The 23793-nt window shown below is 44.6% G+C and carries 19 protein-coding genes; 6 read left to right on the top strand and 13 right to left on the bottom strand.

All coding sequences use genetic code 11. The features are described 5' to 3' along the window. Window positions 1-3: 3 nt before the first annotated feature. From B5D26_RS04560 to tssB, 13 genes are all read right to left on the bottom strand, one after another. Window positions 4-1353, bottom strand: a complete 1350-nt coding sequence (locus tag B5D26_RS04560) for a TAXI family TRAP transporter solute-binding subunit (protein WP_078744514.1) — start codon at window positions 1351-1353, stop codon at window positions 4-6. Window positions 1354-1366: 13 nt separating this feature from the next. Beyond that, window positions 1367-2392, bottom strand: a complete 1026-nt coding sequence (tssG, locus tag B5D26_RS04555; RefSeq protein ID WP_078744513.1) for a type VI secretion system baseplate subunit TssG — start codon at window positions 2390-2392, stop codon at window positions 1367-1369. Continuing rightward, a complete protein-coding gene (gene tssF, locus B5D26_RS04550) occupies window positions 2356-4083 on the bottom strand; it encodes a type VI secretion system baseplate subunit TssF (protein WP_078744512.1) in 1728 nt (575 codons plus the stop codon). Before tssF ends, tssG begins: the two co-directional genes overlap by 37 nt. A 13-nt stretch (window positions 4084-4096) precedes the next feature. Then, window positions 4097-4585, bottom strand: a complete 489-nt coding sequence (tssE, locus tag B5D26_RS04545) for a type VI secretion system baseplate subunit TssE (RefSeq protein WP_078744511.1) — start codon at window positions 4583-4585, stop codon at window positions 4097-4099. After that, the gene (tssD, locus tag B5D26_RS04540; protein ID WP_078744510.1) at window positions 4582-5073 is read right to left on the bottom strand and encodes a type VI secretion system tube protein TssD; all 492 of its coding nucleotides are present in this window, start codon (window positions 5071-5073) and stop codon (window positions 4582-4584) included. Before tssD (B5D26_RS04540) ends, tssE begins: the two co-directional genes overlap by 4 nt. Continuing rightward, on the bottom strand, window positions 5066-6784 hold the full coding sequence (locus B5D26_RS04535) for a type VI secretion system contractile sheath domain-containing protein (RefSeq protein WP_078744509.1): 1719 nt from the start codon (window positions 6782-6784) through the stop codon (window positions 5066-5068). The genes tssD (B5D26_RS04540) and B5D26_RS04535 overlap by 8 nt, the downstream gene beginning before the upstream one ends. Continuing rightward, the gene (locus B5D26_RS04530) at window positions 6781-10254 is read right to left on the bottom strand and encodes a type VI secretion protein IcmF/TssM N-terminal domain-containing protein (protein WP_159445591.1); all 3474 of its coding nucleotides are present in this window, start codon (window positions 10252-10254) and stop codon (window positions 6781-6783) included. The genes B5D26_RS04535 and B5D26_RS04530 overlap by 4 nt, the downstream gene beginning before the upstream one ends. Window positions 10255-10312: 58 nt before the next feature. Continuing rightward, window positions 10313-10987, bottom strand: a complete 675-nt coding sequence (icmH, locus tag B5D26_RS04525; RefSeq protein ID WP_078744507.1) for a type IVB secretion system protein IcmH/DotU — start codon at window positions 10985-10987, stop codon at window positions 10313-10315. A gap of 3 nt (window positions 10988-10990) precedes the next feature. Then, on the bottom strand, window positions 10991-12385 hold the full coding sequence (gene tssK / locus B5D26_RS04520) for a type VI secretion system baseplate subunit TssK (protein ID WP_078744506.1): 1395 nt from the start codon (window positions 12383-12385) through the stop codon (window positions 10991-10993). Window positions 12386-12453: 68 nt separating this feature from the next. Continuing rightward, complete coding sequence (locus tag B5D26_RS04515; protein WP_234985183.1) at window positions 12454-13275, bottom strand: type VI secretion lipoprotein TssJ; 822 nt, start codon at window positions 13273-13275, stop codon at window positions 12454-12456. 43 nt (window positions 13276-13318) lie between these two features. After that, window positions 13319-13837 (bottom strand): type VI secretion system tube protein TssD, encoded by a 519-nt coding sequence (gene tssD / locus B5D26_RS04510; RefSeq protein WP_078744504.1) that lies wholly within the window; start codon window positions 13835-13837, stop codon window positions 13319-13321. A 39-nt stretch (window positions 13838-13876) separates the two neighbouring features. Beyond that, a complete protein-coding gene (tssC, locus tag B5D26_RS04505) occupies window positions 13877-15337 on the bottom strand; it encodes a type VI secretion system contractile sheath large subunit (RefSeq protein WP_078744503.1) in 1461 nt (486 codons plus the stop codon). An 18-nt stretch (window positions 15338-15355) separates the two neighbouring features. Next, complete coding sequence (gene tssB, locus B5D26_RS04500; RefSeq protein WP_078744502.1) at window positions 15356-15841, bottom strand: type VI secretion system contractile sheath small subunit; 486 nt, start codon at window positions 15839-15841, stop codon at window positions 15356-15358. A 265-nt stretch (window positions 15842-16106) separates the two neighbouring features. Here tssB and tssI point away from each other — a divergent pair, with 265 nt between their 5' ends. Genes tssI through B5D26_RS04470 form a run of 6 tightly spaced genes read left to right on the top strand, consistent with a single transcriptional unit; the run spans window position 16107 to window position 23786 of the window. Further along, entirely contained in the window at window positions 16107-18899 is a 2793-nt protein-coding gene (gene tssI / locus B5D26_RS04495) for a type VI secretion system tip protein TssI/VgrG (RefSeq protein WP_078744501.1), read from the top strand. Between the two features lie 7 nt (window positions 18900-18906). Continuing rightward, window positions 18907-20676: a DUF2169 family type VI secretion system accessory protein gene (locus tag B5D26_RS04490; protein ID WP_078744500.1), complete on the top strand. Its 1770-nt coding sequence runs from the start codon at window positions 18907-18909 to the stop codon at window positions 20674-20676. Continuing rightward, on the top strand, window positions 20673-21596 hold the full coding sequence (locus B5D26_RS04485) for a pentapeptide repeat-containing protein (protein ID WP_078744499.1): 924 nt from the start codon (window positions 20673-20675) through the stop codon (window positions 21594-21596). Before B5D26_RS04490 ends, B5D26_RS04485 begins: the two co-directional genes overlap by 4 nt. After that, window positions 21596-22666 carry a pentapeptide repeat-containing protein gene (locus B5D26_RS04480; RefSeq protein WP_159445589.1) on the top strand — a complete coding sequence of 357 codons (1071 nt, stop codon included), beginning with the start codon at window positions 21596-21598 and terminating at the stop codon, window positions 22664-22666. The genes B5D26_RS04485 and B5D26_RS04480 overlap by 1 nt, the downstream gene beginning before the upstream one ends. Window positions 22667-22698: 32 nt before the next feature. Beyond that, complete coding sequence (locus tag B5D26_RS04475) at window positions 22699-23109, top strand: PAAR-like domain-containing protein (protein WP_078744497.1); 411 nt, start codon at window positions 22699-22701, stop codon at window positions 23107-23109. 17 nt (window positions 23110-23126) lie between these two features. Further along, entirely contained in the window at window positions 23127-23786 is a 660-nt protein-coding gene (locus B5D26_RS04470) for a DUF3540 domain-containing protein (RefSeq protein WP_078744496.1), read from the top strand. Window positions 23787-23793 lie beyond the last annotated feature (7 nt).

Raw genomic sequence — 23793 nt, 5'->3', positions numbered from 1 at the left:
CGCTTACTCCGATAAACTGGCTCGTGTCGCTTCAACCTCCTTTTTCGCGACCTCCGTAAGTTGCATTGCAGAGAGTCTCCACTCGATCTGCCTCATAACATCTGCACACTGTTGAATCGTACTTAGGAAGAGCACTGACTCTGCCAGTTCAGATCCTTGTACCAAGCTGACGGCTTGCTGCTTCAAGCGCATCACCTCAACTAAATACTGCTTTAATAAACGCCAATCTCGCGCCTCTTTCTGTGCCCCTTCTATCTCAATTGTTTTGCTAAATAGAGACTCTAGTTCTGCGGCCATATTCACTCTTACTTGCTCTTTACGACGGCGGCGAATCTGTCCAAGCTGCATGATTACCACGGCACCGATAATCAGCATTTCTATAATAAGAATTTTGTGTTCTGCTATTTGCCCCAGTAGGCGTGAAAAGTTATCCAAGCCAACGAATGGGTTATAATAACGCGTACTAACAGGGTGTAGTGGTAGATAGCGTAAAACATTATCTTGAGTTGGGTTAATGTCGAGCATCACAGGCGCATCACGTCGCATCTCATCAGTATTCAGCTGATCCAACACTGCTTGTACCATTTTTTCGGGTAAACCCGTTCTGGATGCCATTACTGCATATGTTGCAATGGTCTGAACAGGCACCGCAGGTACTGGGCCATTTACGGCACTGTATACACCTGCGGGAATCTGTGCAGTTGTCAGTTGAGAGTGGTTAAGCGCATAACCTTCAGCACCTTCTAATGGGATAAGGCGAAATAAACCGCTAGACATGACCTGCCGTAGGTCTGGGTTTAATAAGCCTGTTGTTACAATTGCACCTTCTAGCGCTGTATCGCTGAGTAGTTTTGTAAAGTAAAGATCATTCATACCAAATTGATCGGCATCTAAAGCAAAGTGCTCTAGAACTTTCATCGACTGGGCACGATAGCCTGAACCTTGTGTACCTAAAGCGACATTATGCCCCGCTAACTCAGTCATTGAGTTGATTTTACTGCCCTTACGTACAACCAAGTGCATATAGTCTTGCCATAATGGTGCGACAATAAACAAGTTCTGCATTGAAACTGAATTCGTACCGACTATGGCAAAATCAGCTTCATTTGATAGGAGCTTACCTCGGTTATCGACAGAACCTCTGGTGACCAATAGCTGAACTTCATAATCTGTTTTCTTCTCAATTTGTCGCTTCAATAGCATGCCATACTCATAGTAATAGCCGCCTTTTGAAGCTGTTGCGATACGAATGACTTTTGACTCAGTGCTTTTTTGGTAACCCCACACCAGAATCAAGATCCCTGCAATCGCTAGAAGCAACCAGCTGATCATATTTTTTACGCGATAGCTCATAACATTCTCCAACTTAATCCAGTGCGATGCGGGCTTGTAATTGATAGGCGTGATGATTGCCCGGTGAAAAATTGGGTTGAATCAACCATGCATTGCGTCCTAACTGGCCCCAACCTTGAGAAGCCGTTTGTGTATTGTCCTGTTCATTACATTGCAACTGAAATACCAGCTCGCATTGCAAGGGCTGGCGTAGATATAGTCGAATCAGCTGGCGCAACGTTTGCCACTGCTGATGGTTTTTCAGTAATTGATCAAACTTGTTAAATGACAAAGGGCCTATCACTAAAGTAAAAGCACCATTACGCTCTTGTAATTGATGTCCTAATAGAGTGCCTGTACCCAACGCTTTTTTCTGTTGGCCTAACTCTAGCTGAGCCGACTTAGGTAGATGGACATTCCGAATAGAGCATTGCTCATCTTGTACAGGTATTTGATCTAAATAGTCGCTGACCAGCGCTGCCAAGCCTGCCGCAGAACGGAATGGACTGGCAAATAACTTGAAATAGCGTAATCGATTTTGCTGTAATTGAGGGTCTGAAAACTCAATGCCACCTAAACCAGATATAGCTAATAATTGTTCAAAGTAAGCCATTCTCGGGTTGGATTCTGAGTCTTTTGATGCCTCAATCACCAATAGTGAACGCTGTAGTATTTCAAGTTGAAGCTCATAGATACGTTGGTTAATTAGATCTAAAAAAAGCCGTGCCTGCGGACTCTCTTGCTGCTCTGCTTGTAAGAGATATTCACTGATATAAGCCGGTAAAACGCTATTGCGGCCATATAAGTTAAGTATATTTAGCTCAATACAAAAATGCTGATCAGCAACCTGAACAATGCGCTCGATTACACTACGCGCACTGTCCATCCGCAAAGAAGGCCGCATATCTATGCGTACAGGCTGAGCTAAAGCAGTCGGGTCATCAGATATAGCACCTGCCATCATCAGTAACTGATAGGCCTGTAGAAGCTGATATTGATGCCCGTTGGTCAACATATCCTGTATTACAGGAGCAACTGTTTGCCGAGCATTGGCTGCCATTGCATCGTTTCCCCTGTTTGTTGATCAGTTACAACCAGCTCACAAAAATAGTTCACTGGCACCAAGTTGATAAAGAATTGCTGTAAGAGGTGTAGAAACACTTTCATTTCACCCCCCGAGGTAAAATGATCTCCAGAAAGCGTTAATTTAATCTGATAACCTCGTAATGAGTGTGCCGCAACCAAACGCTCGGTAATACAGATTTCAACAGCTTTGATAGAGTCAATTTTACGCAAACTGACTTGATAGCGGGCTTGATCAGGACTACCCAATGCCGCAAGCTGCCTTAAACTATTGTGCAAGGCGTTTAAATTTAACCCTCCTAGTAGATTACCGCAGAGCTGTTGTATAGATTGACGCTGTTTTTTCTCTGAAGGTAGTGCGTCACGGTAAGGCGTTGGGGTGAGTAAGTTATAGAAATCTGCCAGCTCAGGTGAACCTGATGTGTGCTCACTCAATGCACCCGGAGCTAGGCTTACAGTATCTGCACCATTGCTGCATAATAGCGCCGCCCGAATCATCTCTTGCTCTTGTGATAGCTCATGTCCGCTCAAAACTACGGAAAGCTGCAAGCTATTATCAACAGGATGTGTACTTAGACGTTCTTGATAAAGCCCAGAATCGGAAAGCCCCTGCTGCCAAAACGGACGGTATTCATGCGCCTCTACACGACTTCTAAACTGTCCAAATATTTGCTTAATGCTATATACAGACAGCTGCTCATCACTTCTGGCTCTGGGGGCTAATAAAGTTTCAGTTTGGCGTAATACTCGAACCTGAGGTGGAGCTTCTCGTTGAAACAGATTAATCGCGGGTACCACAAAAAGCTGAAATACTTGAGCTAAATCCACTGAAGGCCATTGTGTATTTTGGTCAAAGTACCAGTTCAAGGTTAAGCGTCTAGCGTCGCAATTTTGAGGAATAAAGTCAGTCTCAACCCTTAAACCTTGAGCCAATTCCGGTAGCATAAAGTAGCGCTGAAGAATGCGTTGTGCCGGCAGTTCTGGCGCTTCATCTTGTACCATAGGCCACTGCATTAGGGCAGTGTCCTGATAAAAATCATCTAGGCTTAAAGACTGTTGTTGCTCGCCAAACTGGGCATCAAACGCCACGTTATGATGCAGGAAGTTGCCCATAATCTGGGTTATTTGTTGACTATTACCTTGTAGGTATAAAGGCAACGTCTGTCCTCTTAGCTGTTCTATACCCCCTTGATGGCAGTCTAAAGTTAAGCTCAGTTTGTATTTGCCAGGTTCTAAACTTTTACTACTTTGAAGCTGTACCGCACTGATCTCAATGGGACATAAACGCACTGACTGTAATGTTCGAAACTCACAGCGACGACCATTGGCATTGAGACCTGAAACAGGGGTTCCTATTTTTAGTATCTGTTCTGTTTTAAGAGCCTGCTTTGGCGTAAAACGTATCAAAGTAATCGAGGGTAATGGCCGTAACAGTTCTGGAGCCGCCACTTGCAGTAAATTGTTTAACAGCTGACCTTGATCTTGCTCTAGTTCAGCTCGTAAACCTGCGGTTAAAAATGCAACCCCTTCTAAAATACGCTCAACATCAGGATCAGTACCCGAGCTAACTAAGCGCCCTGCTTGCGAAGGATTATGGCGCGCATACTCTGCCGCCAGATTCTGTAGCCGGAATAATTCATCTTGATAAAGGCGATCAATTTTTGCCATTAGAATTTCACCGTCATAGTTTTACCATCAGCCCTGTATCATTGCTGCTACGTTGTCCTGTTGACTGACTTGCCTCTAGCGACACTTTAAAAATCCCGTCGCCATCAATATTGATTCGGTAGCTTAATAACCAAGTCTCTTGTGCCGTGAGCGCATAAGCGCTTAGTCGATAACGAATCTGTTGAGCATTGGTATCATTGATTGGGTTCACTATTTCTATTTTGGCCTGTGTCAAGCGAGGCTCAAACCGCTCAATTTGCCCTTGAATGACCTGGCAAAGCTGTCTCGCTTGCGGATTATCGCCTTGCAATGACAACGGCGAAACCAAAGGCAACCCAAGGCTAGGCTGAGAGGCACAAGCACCATGACGTGTATTCAAGAGTTGCTGTAAGTGACGCTCAATAGACTGCCATAAAACTATTAGCGCTTGTTTGTGAGCATCATGAGTACGGCTTATTGAAGCTGATTTTTGATTCAAACGCTCAAGGAGACTGGGTTTCATAGTTTGCCCACCTCTGCTTTAGTCTGGTACTCAGATTCTGCGCTAGGCCCATAACGCCAATTAATTGTCTCGTAAATCAAGCCTACTTTTTCAAGGTAAGGTAGAGCATCATGTTCGCCAAAGCGTAAGTCTGGCATTTCAGGGCTTAAGCTGATTACCCTTGCCTGCCGCAGCTCTATTTCATAGAGCAACTCGATTTGGCCTTGTGTACTAAACTGCGTCCAAAAAAATAGAACACTACTCAAACGCTCGCGCTCACACAGCGCTTGATAGAGTTGTGGCGACACTGCATCAATGGGTTTTACAAACACTACAGGGCGGTGCATGGGTTGGCCACCAAAAACCCCTGTATCTGTTGAAAGCGGCATTTCCACATTATGAGAAAAAGCCAGCACTTGGGACAAGCCTGAACGGCCTATCTGGCTTTCTGGTCCAGAGAGTAAGCCTTGAATACTGCTGGTAAGCGCTACGAAGCCTGGTCTAGCCATTGTCTGACTCCTTCAACATAAGCTCTAATGACAAGCTAAACTGTTGATTCAAATAGCGCAGATGTGGCACGAATTGGATACTAAGCGCCATCTCGCGTAGCTGACCTGCATATACTAATGGCCCTGCATCTATCTTTTGCATTGGGCTTTGCTGCGATATTTCTTCAAAGCTGACATGTACCGCCCTAAACGGCTTTTTCATCATCACTTCTTGAGCGGGGGCTTCTAAATCGACAACAAATGCTTTTAACCAGCGCTCTAGCTTTTGTTTTAATGCTTGAGGGTCATCCAGAGAGCCTATTTGCTCTCGAACACGCATTTTCAGCATATGAGCAATACGGCTGAGTGTAAGCAAGTATGGTAATTGATTATCAGGCGATACATCTTTGCTATCAGCCAAAGTGTGTAGACTATTTAACTGGGCAAAAAAGTGACTTTTTTGCTCACTCAAGGGCGACAGTACCGTTATACCTTGATCTGCCAAGTCTGCGATAAGAGAAACAGGAAAATCAATTTCCAGAGGTGCAATTTTAATGTCATCAATGGGGTCAATATAAGGCTGGCAAAGACGTTCTTGTCCCCACTCACTCCCTGTTAGAAGTGTAAACGCCTTCTGTTGTTCAAAGGCGTTCAATATATTGGCCGCAAGCGAGTATATTGCATAGCCCCATAGTAGGTGATGACCTGATGTATCAGTTTTCTCTTGATAGTTTAAATGCTGATAAAGCCCTTTATAAGGTGAGCGCAGCACCATTCTGGGCATCAACATAAACAAATAGCGGCTGCTGCTGTGTTGACAGAGGTTGCGTAGTTTCAACAATCTCGGGCTGGTAAACCATTCAGATATATTTTCATTTAGCAGCTGATCATAACGTTCAACAGCCAAAAAATGAGGTTGTACAGGTACGCCGATAGGTAAATGAGCTGCTTGCCCTAACAATGCAAGTTTTGCTAATAAATCTAGGTCTTGCTCGCTACGTGTTAATGCAAAGTCGCAGGCAATATAGGTATAAGGTTGGCCACCATACTGACCTAACTCATGACTATAGACGTGGTCAAATAAATTGCTGTCCTGTAAATTGCCATGCCCTAGCAGCTCGTCCTCCAATAAGGATCTGTCGCAGTCCAGAATCACAACGGTTGATGCTTTATGATGCCTAGATGATGCCGCAAGCGCATAGAGCTGTCGCCAGCAAGCCTCTAACTGCTGTAATGGAGGATAATGCAGAACTTGATCCAGCAAATTGCAAAGTAGCTGCTCTAAGTCAGCGAATAGAAACTCTTGATAGGTTCCAACTGACTCCGGATCATCTACATTCTCAAGTTCATGTTGGTAGTTGAGTAGGTACTGTGCGACCTTCTCAGATATTTCTGATCTTCTCAGTTCATCACAAAACAGCCAATCATCTCTCAGTTGAATACCTTGAGCCAAGGCTGGAATATTTATCAATAGCCGATCTGGATTAAAATCTTCTAAGCACTGAATGGTGTAAGGCTGTTGCCAATCAGGGAAGAGAGGTGAAAAGTCAATTTCTATTGCAAGAGAGGCCAAAGTTCTTTCTGGCATTGCACAATCTAAAGTCAAAGGCTGTAACGCTGTCACTTTTCGACCAGAGTAATGACCAAGGCAAAGTATCTTGCAGGGTAAGTCAGCTTCATTTTCGCTGGGATTGATCATCAGTGCTGACAATAGCTCTGGTGCAAGACTCATATTGAAGGACTCCAGCACTGAGCAATATAACGAGGAGGCTCTAACTCTGAGGCTGCTAAGGTCGCAATTACAGGACGGTGGCCTCTAAGCTGGTAGCGTACATCAATATATTTCACTTTGTACTCGACTAAACGATCTTCAAGTATTGGAAAGTCCGCAGGTACAAAACGGCGTAAACCACTTTGAAAATCTTTCAGGAATAAGGCAAAACCTTGTGCACCAGGGTAGCGTTTTTCCAGAGTATAGCGACCAATGTTGATCAGCAACGTCGTATCATTGCAACTTTTATCCCAGATGAAGGCTTTATCTTTAGCAAAGTTCAAGTTTTCTAATTGCATTACACCAGCATCACACTGTAATTCTAATAGAGTGCGTTGAGGTAAATAGCTGGCTTCGGCATTGGCAGATGTCGGCTGCGCTTTCACCAATACGGTATATTGACTTTGTTGTTGCTTACGGAAATCATCACCTCGACTTAAATACTCCATCAGCTCTGTTTTTAGAGGAAATGGTTGTCCCGCTGCTCGGGTTGCAACATAGCCCGCACCAAACTTAGATTTTACAAACTGACTTAACTCAGCATCACGAAAGCCCCAAAGCTGCCCTCCTTCACCATAAAGAAAATCTGTTTTTTTATAGGCTGGAACACCTTGAATCGCTGCTAGGTAACGGTTTTCCCAGCGATCTTGTAACTCGCATGCAGCCTCTTCGGTCATATAGTCACGAAACAGTTGAGTTGGGCCTGAGAAGACCGCCCAGAATGCTTCGTTCTGTCGATTACGTTTACCCAGTAAGCCATGCAAGCTTCTAATTTTGCCATAAGCACCAGCTAATGCCGTTTCACCCGCTGCGGGGTCATCAGGGTGGGCATAAATTGTTGAGATGCTGGTAAAAGAGGTTGAGCGCACAGCAGAGTTAAACACAACAGACTCTATCAGTTGTATGTACTCACTTAACAGTAAGCCCGATTGTTCTAGAGCTGCTAAACGCTCTTCATCTGATGGGCCGCCCCCTTTACTTCCTTTACCCAATTTTTTTTGGGTTTTCATGGCCGACTTACCCGCGCTGGCTACCGCCTTTCCCGCAGCGCCTGCTTTACCAACAATTTTCAATGCCAGCTTGGCCAAAGGACCATTGTTGCTGCCACCTCCATCACTAGGTGAATAAGTAAGCATCTGCTGGTAATAGTTCACCATGAACAACCAGTCTGGCATCTCTTCCATATCAGAAAAAGGTGCAAGCTCTTCTGCCATTTTATTTAATAAGTTGAAAAATGGGTTCTTGCTGGTGGCTTGGCTATCAATAGCACTTTGCCAATCTAGAGGGCCTGATAGCGTTGCACTACCCTTATAAAAATTTAAGGCAAACTGCTGCCAAGCGTCTAGGTATCGCTTTTGATAGCTCTCTTTAAATCCAGGAATCAAAGCGTTGATCTGCTCGACTCCTTGTTCTGAAGCGAGGATTTGCTGGATAAAGTCATCAATCTTTTCTTTGCCCGCCAGAGTAAAAGCAGGGGCAACCCGAATAGAACGGTCAAGGGGCAGACTTCCTTGCCAAAAGTCTGCTAGCCTGACCTCATCGGACTTTCCCGCGGTATTCCCCCAGTTAATCAGCCAATCTAAATTATCAGGATGATCCGCTAAAATACGCTTCAATAACCTTTGTTTACGCTGCAAGGTCGCATCAAAGTTATCGGTACTAGATGCCCAAACTAGCATCTGCAAATATACCTGATTGAGTAAGTCTAGCTCTGATTCTGCAAGCTCCTCATGCAACATACGGTCTTCAGCTTGATAGAGTGGTGGCAGTTCACTTAAAGACTGCAAATCTTTGCCTGCTAGAAAGCCTTGGAGGATATTAATCTCCCGTACCAGTATGCCCACATAACGGGCAATCTCTTGAGCTGCGGCCTCAGGTGATAATTGCTGTCCAAATAAAGCTTTGTTTAAAGCGCGCTCAATACGTCGGTCGATCGGCATGACGACATCATTCCAAGCACGATCAACATATATTGCTTTCAGTTTGCTGATAAAAACAGGTTCTTCTGAGCTATCATCAAGCCAAGGGAAAAAATGATGTTCATCAAGCTGGGTAATCAAGGACGACAACTGATCAGCATTATTGATGTTGCCGGCTAAGTCACTGCGCTGAACAATTTGCCCTGCAAATTCAACTTTTAGCCTATCAATAAAGCTCTTATCTTCCACATAGGCATACACCAGTGCTAACCAAACCATAGCGGAAACGCCCAGAAAGCCAGCAACCCAAAGGTTTTTAATCCAACGTTCAGCTCGAACGGCTGCTGGAATTTTTTCTGTTAAGCCTCGGTCATTGGGTAGAACTTGCATGAAAAAATCTTGTACAAACAAGCCGTCAGAAACTTCAGCATCCTCATCTGTTGCCTCAACCCCCATCCAGTAGACGCCACGCAAGACGGGAGAAGCTTGAAATACGCTGTTTTGGAAAACGCCACTGATCAGTGAACGGATATTACCTTTTAAACCGTTTAGCGCATTAGGTAATAAAAACATTTCATTTTCTATTACGCCTCGCCCCATCAGCTCTAGGTTCAGCTGTTTTAGCTGCTCCGTCACTTTATCCAAAGCACCTAAAACTTTAAGCTCTGTTTCTACCTCAAGGTCGGTTGTAAAATGCTGGCCAAGCGCTTGTTTCTTCAAGTTCTCTGGTAGATGTTGTAATAATGCTTTTCCGCCTTGCAGTTGATCCAGCTCCGTGAAAACCAGATAAACAGGCGCATTGACTTTTAAGGTTTGAATCAGCTGATCAAGACGCTCTCGTAACACAAGCCCTTTCTGGTATAGGCTATCTTCACTACCAGAAATCAGTTCAAGCAACGATACATTTACAACTACATGAGTAATGGGTTCAGCAGGCCGTTTAGATGATAACAGCTCTAATAAACGCCCCCACTCAGGATGGATACTACCACTAGAGGCTGTAACAGCAACAGGCGCTTGTACTATTACTCCGCCATTATGCAACCACCAGTTGGTTTGACACTCATTCCCCGTAAAGATCTCTTTGTGACCAGAAGGTAATACTAAGCGCCCTCCTTGAACTAAAGTATCAGTTTCTTGCTCTTTACCGCTTAATACCAGAGACCAAGGCAGTTGGTATAGAGGGTCAGAGGCATGAGTTAATGGGCTACGCTTTAAAAAACGTAACACATGGGTAAAACGACGCTCTAGACCCGAAGTGTCCGCCTTTACAGCCGATTCAGCCTCTTCTGCTCGACCTAAACGGATCAGCTGCTTAATGCGGCCTTTTGCATGCAAACGTATTAAAAGACGTTTAATTAGTCGATATAAAACCCAAGCTGCAAAAAGGCCTACACCTGCTAAGGCACCTTGTTCTGGGCTAAAACCTAAAAATAATCCGACGCCAATTACGATTACAAAAATCAGAAACCAGATCAGAATGTAAAACAATACTCGAAGAAATGTTTTCACGGCCCGTCTTCTTATTGTTAACTGTTAAAAATTGCCTGTTGATGCTCTATTTGACGTTTCAAATTAACGAAACCAAATGATTAGCCAGACCCACAATATCAAGTTTCATTGCTACGTAAGCGATGATTAACACAAGAATAGACCCACCATAAATAAAAGGTGTGCGCTGAATCCTTCTAGATTTTAAAGTTTGTGATGTGACAGGAGGGTATCCCGATGGCATTAACAGTGTTGAATTTTCTTGTAGTTGATGAGGTTGCCCAGCCATTAGTAGCTGAAAAGTATCTTGTTTAATACGCTCGAGTTGTTGCTTTTGCGAGCTATCAAAATAGCGTCCTGTAAAGCCCATTGATAAGCAATAATAATAAACCTCTCGAACATCTCTGTGTGCTGGATCTATCATATTAAGACTGGCTAAACGATCAAAAAACTCCACACCAGCATTAGCTGTACTGTAATAGCTCTTTTGCAGTAAGTCTCCAGACCATTCTCGGCTATGTTGCCAACCTGAACCCAAGATGCTTTCATCTATAAATGCAACGACTGCGAAGCGCGCTTGATCGTAATGCTCCTCTTGATAGCCTCCCTCAATATAAAGAGACGCCTTTTCAGCTAAGTACTTTTCAATATTTAGTCGAGTACTTTCAAATTCAATGTGTTGCTTTTGTTTGATAAGCTCTACTTGCTGGCGGACAAACACTAAAGCATCAATGAAACAGTCTATTAAGTGCATCCGTTATCCCCTTAAGAAAACCAGTTCAACTCGTAGGTCGTCTGGTGCATTTGGCCAAATTAAGGTTAATGCACGGTCGGATTCGACGCTTTGCCATAAGCCTGAAGCAACATCAATGCTGAAGTAGTGCGAGTTTGGTCTATTGGGCAAACCTTCAGGTCTGCTTGTTAGCAGTTTTTTACCTAGACCCGGCAAGGCCCTAGCCTCATATAGCTCAACTTGAGAACTAGCACCCAATTTCGAATATAAACGGAAACTTTCTAGCCAAGCATCTTGTGATAACTCTGTGCGCACGATAAGGAAACATAAACCTTTCCGCTCAAGCATTGCATTAGGTAGCTCGCCGCTGAATGTAGAGGAACTAGTTTTATCAAACTTAACGAGCGTTTCTGCGGCAACAGTAATCTCATTTAATAAGCGGTGAATCAAGGTTTGCGCAGTTGTGAAGCAAAGACCTAAATTCAGATGATTGTAGCTAGGGAGCTGAATGCCTTCTGCAGCAATTTCCCCCGTGACTGAACTTAAAGGCGTAAAGACAGACAGCTCTGCTATAAGCTCTCGCATACAGCTATAGGCACGCTCAGGCGTAAGGTCTGGAATCTCTAATAAATGACTTAAAGACTGAACATAACGAGACAAGACTTGAAGCGCTAAACGGTAGCGCATCTGTCTTGGGTTAAATTCTGATACCGTATAAGTAGTTGCAGGCTGTTTATAATCTTCTAACTGGCGGGTTCTTGACAGAACTTCTTCGCGTACACCACGCAGTAAATCTACTAAAGCGGTTGCCCCCCGTAATGTAATACAAGGCGGAATAAAGCTAGGGTCAACTTTGATCTGATCGCCCTCTTGTAATAAGCGCATAACAGGCATCAAGTCGTAAGCTGTTGCTTGAGCTAACTCAGTCTCAAACCAAAGCTTGCCGACAAGTGAAAGTACTCGTGCATCAACACTGTCAGACTGCTCATAACGATTACTTAAGCTGGCATTTTGGGCATCGACAATAAAGCGACTATTGGTGTTAGTCGTGCCATTCACTAAACTTTCTATTTGCACCAACGGCTCTTCATTTCTTTTTCTCAGACCTAAATAAATTAATATAGGCTTATTCCGATCAGGCCAAACGCTATTGTCGAGCAAACGACCTTCTAAACGCGCATTTTCAGGAAATGAAAACAATACCCCGTCAGGCAGCAAAGCTCTCAATGTGTCAAAACTGACCAACCCAGACTCAAGGCCAGAGCTATCAAGTTTTAGCCCCGCCACTCCCCAAGCCATAGGTGCAACTGTGCGGCGAATAACAGACTGGATAAACTCGTTATATGAATCTTGGTACTGGAAATGATTCGGTTGTAAAAACAAACCTTGATGCCAATACAATGGTTTATTTGTATTCAACGTTGACCCTGCCTATATCCGCTGTTTCATTATCATCATTATTGTTGTCTGTTTCCAAATTCACTCTTTTATTGAGCCGTAACAGACAATCCACCAATTGCACTAGCATCTAGAGTAAGCCACATTTTCAAACGCGCAGGAACATCGTCAGGTGTTGGTGGCGGTGGATCTCCAAATGGCCAAGGCGCACTATCATAACAAGGTAATATTCTAGGTTTTACAGAGGGTATTGCCATTACACGCACGCTGTTTTTTGCATCTGAGTCAAAATAGCCTGCAACAAGTGCAATATAACGAGCGCCTTGCTCTCTATCTATAAGAGTGCTTACAGCCTGATCTGGACCGATAGTAATACGCGTCTCTTTTAAAATTGAAGGCGATAATGTAGTTGCCTTCTCTGACATCAGGTCAGATAGGCCAAAAGCACTTCCTTTAAACTCTGAAATGGCTGCAACATCTGTCAGTTGCAGAACTTTAATCATAATAGTGTGCGGTTGGCCTAAGTAGCTATTCAATAACTCATCAGACTGTAATCGGACCACTATTGACTTCGGCTCATAAACCCATTGCGCTGCTGGTGCATGTGGCGTCTCACGGCCAGTGTATAGCCACTTTTCTGCATCATCCTGCCAAATCCAAGCATCAAACAAATCATTGTTTGATGTATTTGAATTAGAAGTATGTTGCTCACTACCATTCAAAGCTTGCTCTGACTTTTCTTCCTTCTTCTCTGAGAGTTTTTCCCAAAGACTCTTTTCTTTTGGTGCAGATACTGGTTGAGTTGGTTTGTCGGCAATATCTGTACTCCATAAATCATTAGATGGGGGGCAGACTGTGCAACCTGTCAACACAAAGAGCACAAAGAGCATGGTCAGACGAGCTGACCACACGCTTTGTTTAACAACCTTTGACCAAAAAAATAGCATAAACCGATTATTCCGCGCCGGCCCAGTTATCAATAGCAGTACTCGAGGCAATTTCATGGCTCCAAGTAATGCTGTTGTAGGTAAAGCGCACCTCTTCAAATGCTGGAAAGCCATCATTGCTTGGGTCTAACATATTAGGCGAGCAAGTCCGAATCGAAACGATCTTCGCACCTTCCAATTCAATGGTGTAATAGTGAACAGGTTGTCCGTCACTACCAGTATCAGCTGGACGGAAGAAGTTAAGCGTACAGACCAACGCTTTAGGCTCTGCAATCGCCTGGAAAAGCAGTGGTGAGCTTTTATCAATCAACTTACGAATTTCTAAATATTCGTGCTTACGATTGCCCATTACCTGACCTGTTAAGCGATCAGTTGGAATCACAACTTTGTGATCAAAAGCGGTGACAAAAATTTCGTCTTCGTGAGCTGTCTTGAAAAAGGCACCAATGCTATCAGTAGAGGATGCGCCTTCTGTTAAAGACTCGCCGTCTTCGGTCTCGATAGTGAGATAAATTTCGCTAGGCATGATTCAATTCCTTAAAAAAGAGTATTCAACGGTTAGCGTTTAAACACGATCTAACAAACCAGTTAAAGACAAGGTAAAATTAGTACCCATAAACTTGAAGTGTGGTGTTACTTCTAAGCCCACTTGATACCATCCTAAATCACCATCTACTTCGGTCACTAAAATCTGCGCCTTGCGTAATGGCCGCTGACTGCGTGTTGCAGGTGACGGGCTTTCTTGGTCTGCCACATACTGACGAATCCAACGATTAAGCTCTGACTCAAGATCCGAGCGGCTCTTCCAACTGCCCAAGTTCTCGCGTTGTAGCACTTTGATATAATGCGCTAAACGGTTAACAATAAACAAATAAGGCAGCTGAGTACCAAGGCGATAATTCAACTCAGCCTGACGTTCTTCTGGTTCGGCTCCAAACTGTCTTGGCTTTTGCACAGAGTTAGAAGAGAAAAAGGTCGCGTTATCTGCATTTTTGCGCTGTGTTAGAGGGATAAAGCCAAGCTCTGATAGCTCATACTCTTTACGGTCAGAGACACATATTTCAACAGGTCCAATCAGTTCTGAGGCCGCATCACTTGTAATAACATGAATAGGTAAATCAGTAACCGCACCACCTGATTGAGGGCCAATGATGTTAGGGCACCAGCGATATTTAGAAAAACTTTCCACCAAGCGAGTAGCATAGGCAAAAGAGGCATTAGCCCACAGATAATGTTCCTTATCTGTAACCTGCTCTACATAGTTAAAGCTGCGAACAGGCTTGTTATCGCCATAAGTCATACGGGACATAAAGCGAGGCAAGGTTAAGCCAATATTACGTGAGTCGTCAGAGTCACGCAGACCCCGCCATTTCAGATATTGAGGGCCATCAAATAATGAATCTAGCTCTTTCAGGTCTGGTAGCTCAGCATACGAGTTCAAGCCAAAAAAGCTTGGGCTGGCGGCAGAGATAAAGGGTGCGTGGGTTACAGCTGCCAATCCAGACATATAATCAAGTAGCTTGATGTCTTGTGCCGCTGGAGATAATTCATAGTTACCAATCATCACGCCATAAGGTTCGCCACCAAACTGACCATACTCTTCGGTATAGACCTTTTGGAACATTGCGCTTTGATTCAGTTCTGGCGCATCTTCAAAGTCTTCCAGCAGCTCATCAGCATTTACATTTAACAATTCAATACGGATGTTTTCATTGAAGTCTGTGCGGTTTACTAAAAACGACATACCGCGCCAAGCGGACTCAAGACTTTGAAACTCTTTGTTATGTAATATCTCGTCGAGCTGTTCACCCAGTCGGCGATCTAGCTCTTCAATCATTTGGTCTACTAATGATTTGTCGACACGTTGTGCTGGCTCATCTTTGCTCAGCAACTCTGTCAACATCGCTTCAACGCCCTGTTTTGCCAGCAGATAACCTTCATCTTCTGATGTCAAACGCGTAAATTCTAAAATCTCACCAACCAATGGTGACTCTTGTTTGTCCTGAACCTGAATCTCTTCGCTCATTGCCTGCCCTACCCTGAATTATTTTAAGCCAAGCTCAGCCATTAACTGTTTGCGACTTTTATCATCTGCTAGTAGCAGCTGAATTGTCTTACGCATTTTTGGCGTATTACCCAAAGGCCCTTTCAATGCTTTTAGTGCTTCCCTTAGCTGAAGCACTTGCTGTAGCTCGGGCACTTTCTGCACAATATTGTCAGGTTCAAAATCTTTTAAAGATTTTGGGGCGATGGAAATGGAAATGTCTTCGCCGCCTTCTTGCAGGCGATTTGATGCAGTAAAATCCAGCTTAAGATTCATACTGGCCATCACATCGTCAAAGTTTGTTTTATTGATATTACGGGGTGATCGGGACTCAAGAGGAGACTCATCTGCATCTGGAGTAAACTGCCCCAGAACCAAAACCTTAAACGGTAATTCTACCCGCTCTTTAGCGCCCCCGGTTGCAGGCCTATAGGAAATATTTACCCTTTCCTTCGGTGCAACTGACCCAGTGTTTTTGTTAGCCATCCGATTGATCTCCGGCAGTTAAGTCGCTCGTTGAGTTTATGCAGTCGACTGCAAAATCACACAGATATACTATGATCATTTAGGTATCTGCTTTGTAATTTGTTACTTAATGTAGCCTATGTTTTTTAATTTAAACAGTACTGTTATTAAAATTTGTGCGCCACGTCTTATTTATCTCAAAATATGCTGGGCTGCTTATAGCTTATACCAATCGAAAGTGTTAAGACTAGATTCACTAACTATCGGTATCGATTTGGAGTAAAAAATGAGCCTATCACCTGATGTTAAATTTGAATTTATCAACCAAGGGGTAGATGAAAATTGTTTTCAGGTTTTACAATTTATAGGGACAGAATCCTTGGGTGATCTTTTTCAATTTGAGATAAAGCTAATTAGTCAAAATCAGCAACTTGACGTAGACGCTATACTCAATTCGGATAGCAAGCTAATACTGGATGTTTACGGTAAATTAAGAGTAATTAACGGAATTTTGTCTGATTTTAAGTATCTAGGGGCAGTTGATAACGGCCATATTTTTCAGGCAACCCTAGTTCCAAAATTGTGGCTACTGTCGCAGATTATCACCAACGAAGTGTATTTAGCCTTAGATATTAATGCTACGTTAATACAACTGTTTGATGAATCCAGCCTTACTGAAAGTCAGTATGACCTATCAGGTTTAACAGGTTATAGAAAATGGGATTACCGTTGCCAGTTTGGTGAAAGTCATTATGATTTTTTGAAACGAATTACTGAAAGAGAAGGTATATATTACTTCTTTGATAGCAATGACAATGATAAGTTAATATTTTGTGACAGTACTGCTCAGTACTCGGCTAAGACAACCTCTATAAGTTACAACTTGCTGTCGGGCCTGTCTTTGGCAGTTGATTCGCCTATAGTTTATCAATGGACTCGACATAATCAACGCATTGCTAAAAAGATTACTATAAAAGACTATAATAACGATCAGCCCTCTGTTGATCTTTCTGCCAGTTACGTGATGAACAGCAGCGGTGTTGGAGAGGTTTTCCGCTATTGCGACCACTTGATTGACAAAGAGGAGGCTGAAAGACTGGTGGAAATTCGCGCGCAGGAGTTACTACTGAAGAAAGAGCAATTCTTTGGCAGTAGCATTGATGTGGGCATGTCACCTGCACATCTGTTTGAGTTGGTTGACCATCCTTTTCAAGCACTGAATCAGCGCTACAACCCTATACAGGTTTGCCACCAAGGCTATTCCCCTGCTTTAAAGTATCTACATGGTTCAGACGAACTTCCTTATAGCAACACGCTTACCGCTATTAATGCGGATATTGAATTCAGACCAGAGCAAAAAACTGAAAAACCACGCTTTTATGGTGTATTAAACGCTATTATTGACTCTGAGGGTGATGGGCAATATGCCCACCTAGACTCTCGCGGCCGTTATCGTGTCAGCTTGCCTTTTGATCGTCGAGATAGAGATGGCGCGCAGGCATCATGGTGGGTGCCTATGTCGCAGCCTAATGCGGGGGAGGGTAGTGGCATGCACTTTCCCCTATTAAAAGGAACTGAAGTATTGCTCAGTTTTATTGGTGGCGATCCTGATCGTCCCGTAATTACTGGCGCAGTGCCTAATGCGGCCAAACCCAGTATTGTGTCCGAGGAAAACCATACCGCAAATAAGATTAAAACAGCTGCGGGCAACGTACTTGAAATGCAAGATGAGGCGGGCAGTAACCGGATCAAATTATTTTCACCCCATAACAATTCCTATCTGCACTTAGGTGCCGCCAACCCAGTTAAGGCCGATGGCATCACTATGATGACTAATGGCGGATGGTATCAAGAGATCGCGGGCGGTTATCAGATCACGCGCTTAACCAAGAAAAATCAAGATGCGGTGCGTGATCAAAAAAGTGTCATCAATGGCAAAGATATTGTTGTCGATATTATTAATGAGTCGGACGTATTTCCCTTCCCTAAAGCAGATGATAACGGAAAACTAACTGGCACCCTTTCCGCAGCTGACGAACGCTCCGGTAATTACTTTACCCATCGGGAACATGGGGAAAAATATTTCTGGAATGATGAGAATATCTACACCTTTGGCGGCGCAAAAAACTTCAACTACGGCAATGGTTATGAAGTGAGCTATGTCGATTACGAGAGCAATAGCACTTGGGATGGCAGCTTTGGTTTAGACCATTATTCGGTTCCCGGCTCCGATCCTAGTAAAATGCTGGTCAGTAAAACCATTGGGCATACCTATGATTATCAACACGGCAACAAAGAAGAGGTGTATTTAGGGCTTGATGCTATTAGCCGTGAGAGCTTACTCGCCAAAACAGAAGCCAGTATTTGCGGGGTTACGACCACTGCATCTATCTCTGTCTTAAACTTTAGTTTTGAAGCGGGTATTAAGTTTGGCGTCACTCTTGCTGCGTCAGTTGATATGACGTTTGGCCCTCAAATATCTCGATCAGACTCTAGCCAAGACATATTCGGTTTTACAGATGTAGCCGTAAGCTCTGCCAATAAAGTCGGCTTGTATGTAGCCCCTCAACCACCAGATAATGTCAGCACTAATTGGGAAGTGATGCAACGGATGGCAACAGGTTTGCTCACTTCATTAGGGCTGAAAAAACAAGCATTACAAGCTGCCGCGACTGCAGGATCCGTATTTGAACTGACCCAGACACCTCCAGCTGCAAAACTCTCTGTTTTAGGTGCAAATAGTATTCTTGTAAGCGCATCAGGCATTACAGGCACAACAACCGCAGCAGTTAACTTAACAGGCGGCACAACGAATCTAACCGCAACAACTGCAAGTTCCATCAAAGGTGCGACCATAGCGCTTACCGCAACAACAAGTTCAACCATCTCAGCACCTTCTGTAAGCGCCAGCGCCACTGGTGCATTAATGCTAAAGGGTGGCGCAAGTGCGATGGTGGATGGCGGCCCCGCACTAACGCTCAAAGGTGCAGCTCTGACTGTCAAAGCCGATGGTATCGGCAATATCAACGCAGGTGGTATGCTAAAAGTGTCTGCCGCAGGTTTAGTGCAACTAGGATAAGTTAATCATGCAACTGATTGCACCGCCTGAAATCACACTCCAAACCCTTGTTTATGGTTGGAAGGGACAACAACGACTGGTTATCACCTTGATGCTGGCGACCCCTCTCGACTCGCCTCAGCCTTACTCCACACAAGATGCTTGGACGGGCATTGCCGCACAAATCCCTAACGCTGAAGTGTTTGACTTAGGTTATCCAAAACCCAAAGGGGAAGTATTGGTCTATGGTCAGTATCACGCCCCAGAGGGCTTTGCCATTAGCGCAGATCAAGTCCGTTTAAAACTTGGCAACGTTGATAAAACACTTGCGGTGACTGGGCCGCGTGTGTGGCGATCCATTTTGGCGCCAACCGCACCAGAACCTTTTAGTCAGCTGCCATTAACCTATCAATATGGGTTTGGTGGAGAGCACTTTGCAAACAACCCTGTTGGCATGGGCGATCCCGCACAAACAGATGCACCATTGCCACAGCTAGAATACCTTGATCAACTGCTGACATCGAAGCATCAGAAACCTGCACCAGCAGGTCTAAATGCCACCAATGTCGATTGGTTGCCCCGCAAAAATTGGTGGGGCACTTACGATACGGCATGGCAGGAGCAAGACTCACCCTTTTTAGCCCGTGATTTAAACCCTGATTTTTTTATGCAAGCGGCATCTGATCAGTGGTTGAAAAGCTATTTCCAAGGGGGCGAGCACTTTGAACTGCACAATATGCATCCCACACAACGCTTGATAAAAGGTGTTGTACCCGCTTATCAGCTTCGTGTTTTGGTACAAAAACTCAACCAACCTGCACAATTACTAGACTGCGTAACCGACACATTACTGCTGTTACCTGACATTAATATGCAAGTGCTGTTGGCGCGCACCGAGCTTTCAATCAACAGCATTGACGGCAGTGAGATTACCCTATTGCAAGCCGCTTATGAGCACCAGTCACAATCTCGCCAAGCCATTGAGCACTACACTGCCCATGCACAGCTTCGGCAGAGCGATACGATTAAAGACGAAGAGATATTAGATTACTCACCGTTACGTCCTAAAGGCTTGTTGGAACCACTGTCTGCACTCAAAGTTGCCTCAACAGCAAAACCCCCTGTTGCCCAGCCGGGTGCTGCTACACTGGCTGTTTTAGCCGCCGCAGGTGGGTTTGCAGCAATGGCAGCTAAAGCCGCAGCTCAATCTAAATCGGATGCTGAGCAAGCCTCCTCCGCAGAAACCACGACGGCGGATAGTGCAGCGGCAAGCAGCGAGATGGTCAACAACATACCAGATGTATCAGAGGCGCAAGCACAAAAAGCTGCTGATGCTATCAACACCCAGTTTGCTGCATTGGGGCTTACGGAGGCAGAACTTGATGCATTGGTACAAGCGCCACCTGAGCAGGTTGCCATACTTATCAATCAGATTTTGGCCAAACAATTCCCCGATGAAACTCGACCGGATGCGACCGCCGTAGGAACAGACCCTGTGGTACAAGCCCAATTGAGTCAAACAGGCGTATTGGTAAAGGACAGCAAAGGCAGCATCCCCGACAGCGACAATCCTGCGGTGGATGCAGAAGTCAAACGCGTGCACCAAACACCGGACACAAATGCCGATATAGCAATACTGTCGCCTTTGGTTACCCAGCAATTGGATCGAGTCTCGACCGAATTAAAGCAGCTATACGAACACTACCCCGGAGAGGACAAACAAGACCTCACTCAACCGGGCAACATCCCCACGCAAGCATTATTAGAGGCCATTAAAAGTCTGGTGGGCAAAACATGACATTAGATGAATTTGTTGAGCGTATTCTCAATAACAGCTTACCGGCTGAAGGGGAGCTGGAGTCAGCGCATATTGAGCACTTTTCTTTCAGTGACTTGGCTCTGCCACGCTGGAGTTTTGTCGATTGCGTATTCAAGAGCGGCACCCTAAAACAGTGCGATTTAACAGAAAGCCGCTGGTTGAACTGCCATTTTGAACAGGTTACTTTTGAAGAAGTGCTGTTACCCAATAGCTTTTGGCACAATACACAATCTCAACAACTGACCTTAAAACACTGCAATCTAAGCGAGTCAGAGTGGCTGACGTCACAATTGCAGCAGTTGAACAGCCAACACTGTCAGTTTAATAGCGCCAACATTAGCCAAAGCCAATGGCCGCAGTGGCAGGATCAAGGCAGTGATTTGAGTGACAGCACGTTTATGCAGTGCCAATTGGAAAGAAGTATTTTCGTAACACTGACAGCACCACGCTCTAGCTGGTTAGAGTCTGATCTAAACGGCGTAAACTTCAATGCAGCCCAGCTGGAAAACGCCCGTTTTCTGGCAGGCACAACACTACAAAACGCCAATATTCAGGCGGCCAACTTGAATAATGCCAGTTTTGCTCAAGCCAACTTAAAGCAAGCTAATCTTTCTGAAAGCCTGCTACATAGCGTTAACTTTTCAGAAGCCGATCTGAGTGATGCACGCGTAAATAGAGTAATGGCAGAGCGAAGCGTTTGGGTGCGTGCCAATTTAAACCGTACCGATTGTTATGGCAGTCAATTGATGTATACATTGTGGCTAGAAGCAGATCTCAGGCAAACTGACTTCAGTTATGCCAATATGTATGGTGCTGACTTTTATTTGGCAACCTTCGCTGAAACTCAATGGCACAAAACCATTTTGGATCAAACCCAACTACAGGAGTGGCAGCCCTAATGCGTGTTGATCCAGAAGCACTACAATACAGCATCAAGTCAGACGAAGTGCAGCAACAGCAGCAGTTTCAACAGTGTCACTTTGACCAGATTGACTTCGCCGTTGCCCGTTTTGAAAACTGTCTGTTTGAAGACTGCCGCTTTACCAAAGTGGATCTTCGACAAAGCTTATTTTATCAATGCCAGTTCAAGCGCTGCCAGTTTATCGACTCTGACTTAGAGTCTAGCCAGTGGTTGAGCAGCCAATTGGAACATTGCCAGTTTCATCAAACGGATTTAAGCCAAAATCAGTGGTTACAAAGTACTTGGCGGGATTGCGATTTAACAGAGAGTAGGCTTGAACACGCCAGTTTTGAGAATAGCCAGCTCAACACCATTAGCTTCAAACAGTGCCAACTGCTGCACCTCATCTTTTTTGCCTGTGAGTTACAGCAGTGTCATAGCGAGAACTGTTTCACAGAGCGTTTAGGTCTTCACAAAACACTACTTAAACCTTTCCCATTTACGGAAAACAATCTCAGCAAAATGCTCTTTGCCGAGTGTGACCTAAGCCACTTAAACCTCAACAGCGTCAATCTCAGTATGACTCAGTTTATGAATTGTAATTTGAGCCATCTGCAAGCCCCAAACGCCAATCTGCAACAAACCAATTTTTGTGGCTGTGATTTGTCTTATGCACGCCTCAACAGTTGCTTAGGTACGGGGGTATTGTTTGCAGGAACGATACTATTAGAAGCTGACTTACGTAATAGTCAACTTGATCAAGCCAGTTTTCAGGGCGCTCAATTACAAAAAGCCCAGTTACAACAATGCAACCTTCAGATGAGCCAATTCACAGGGGCTAACTTGCAGGGTGCTCGTTTGGATCAGGCTGAGCTGACCTATGCCGACTTGAGTCATGCACAGCTACAACAAGCTGTACTGGCGGGCTGTGAATTAACTCGTTGCAACTTGCACCATATTCAAACCGAAGACACCGACTGGCAGGGTGCTAACCGTAAAGATGCCCTACCCACTGATGAGCGACGTTTAAAAGCAGAGCTTTGGCAACCACCGCCACCTAAGCAATAGCTGAACAGAGCCTAAATAAATAAGGAACAGCCATGTTTGCCAATACTCAACAAGGCGCAATGAGCTTTATGATGCCGGATGTGTGCAAAGTCCCTGCACCTCCTGCGCCACCGATTCCGATGCCGTTTCCCAATAATGCCAATAGTTTGATGGCCAATCCGGGTACTGCGTCTACCAAAGTGATGATTTCAAATATGCCCGCTCACTCATTAAAAACTCTTGTACCTCTGAGTATGGGGGATACACCGGGGGTTGCCGGCGGTTTGATCTCTAGCAAAATTATGAGTGAGTGCCGACACATGATGGGTAGCATGAAGGTGATGGTACAAGGTCAGCCTGCAACAAAGCTCAGCGCCATGACTGGACAAAATGGGGTGCCACAAAACGGCCCACCAGGCACCACCATCAAACCCGCTCAACCTAAAGTCATGTTAATGGGCTAGGGCATTAAGGAGACAGTATGAATGCACACCCTTTTTTACGGACTCAGAATAGTACGCACCCTGAGCTACAACCTACAGGGCAAGTGTTGTCGGTGTTAAGCGAAAATCAGTGTTGTATGGTCAGCACTGCAAAAGGTGTTTTAAAAGCACAGATTGCCCTAAGCTGTGTATTACAACCCCTGCAAGGTGATCTGGTGTTATTGGCTGAAACCGAGGCGGGCTGTTTTATTATTAGCCTATTACAACGGGAACAAGCCGTGGCCGCAGCGCTTCATTTTCCGCACGGGGTCAGTGTGCACAGCCAAGGTGGATTAGCACTGAAAAGCACGGGGGATTTAAGTTTAGAAAGCGCCAGTAAAACCGAAGTGACAAGTCCTATATTCAATATTGCTGCGCTAAAAAGTCGTTTACGCATTTTAGATGTAGTGGCTCAAATCAATCATTTTCAAGGTCGTTTTAGCAAGCTGCAATGGTTGGCTGAGTGGGCTGAGCAAAAAGCTGAACGCTTTCGACAGCGCTTTGGCTCTAGTGATCGTGTGGTGCAACACCATGATCTGCAAAAAGCAGGCAATCTTGTACAGAAGGTTGAGCACACCGCCTCTCTACGTTCAGAGCATACGATTATTAAAGCGCGTGAAGATGTGCAAGTAGATGGCAAACGCATTCATATGGGGTGAGCTTGAG

It is taken from the genome of Oceanospirillum multiglobuliferum (assembly GCF_900167095.1).
Taxonomy (GTDB): Bacteria; Pseudomonadota; Gammaproteobacteria; order Pseudomonadales; family Halomonadaceae; genus Oceanospirillum; species Oceanospirillum multiglobuliferum.
This window is presented reverse-complemented; position numbering and strand designations above follow the sequence as displayed.

Coding starts and splice junctions, on each gene's coding strand:
- B5D26_RS04560 (WP_078744514.1), bottom strand. CDS start 1,353: ATGAGCTATCGCGTAAAAAATATGATCAGCTGGTTGCTTCTAGCGATT.
- B5D26_RS04485 (WP_078744499.1), top strand. CDS start 20,673: ATGACATTAGATGAATTTGTTGAGCGTATTCTCAATAACAGCTTACCG.
- tssB (WP_078744502.1), bottom strand. CDS start 15,841: ATGGCTAACAAAAACACTGGGTCAGTTGCACCGAAGGAAAGGGTAAAT.
- tssD (WP_078744510.1), bottom strand. CDS start 5,073: ATGGCTAGACCAGGCTTCGTAGCGCTTACCAGCAGTATTCAAGGCTTA.
- tssC (WP_078744503.1), bottom strand. CDS start 15,337: ATGAGCGAAGAGATTCAGGTTCAGGACAAACAAGAGTCACCATTGGTT.
- tssI (WP_078744501.1), top strand. CDS start 16,107: ATGAGCCTATCACCTGATGTTAAATTTGAATTTATCAACCAAGGGGTA.
- tssD (WP_078744504.1), bottom strand. CDS start 13,837: ATGCCTAGCGAAATTTATCTCACTATCGAGACCGAAGACGGCGAGTCT.
- tssE (WP_078744511.1), bottom strand. CDS start 4,585: ATGAAACCCAGTCTCCTTGAGCGTTTGAATCAAAAATCAGCTTCAATA.
- B5D26_RS04490 (WP_078744500.1), top strand. CDS start 18,907: ATGCAACTGATTGCACCGCCTGAAATCACACTCCAAACCCTTGTTTAT.
- icmH (WP_078744507.1), bottom strand. CDS start 10,987: ATGCACTTAATAGACTGTTTCATTGATGCTTTAGTGTTTGTCCGCCAG.
- B5D26_RS04480 (WP_159445589.1), top strand. CDS start 21,596: ATGCGTGTTGATCCAGAAGCACTACAATACAGCATCAAGTCAGACGAA.
- tssF (WP_078744512.1), bottom strand. CDS start 4,083: ATGGCAAAAATTGATCGCCTTTATCAAGATGAATTATTCCGGCTACAG.
- tssG (WP_078744513.1), bottom strand. CDS start 2,392: ATGGCAGCCAATGCTCGGCAAACAGTTGCTCCTGTAATACAGGATATG.
- B5D26_RS04535 (WP_078744509.1), bottom strand. CDS start 6,784: ATGAGTCTTGCACCAGAGCTATTGTCAGCACTGATGATCAATCCCAGC.
- B5D26_RS04470 (WP_078744496.1), top strand. CDS start 23,127: ATGAATGCACACCCTTTTTTACGGACTCAGAATAGTACGCACCCTGAG.
- B5D26_RS04475 (WP_078744497.1), top strand. CDS start 22,699: ATGTTTGCCAATACTCAACAAGGCGCAATGAGCTTTATGATGCCGGAT.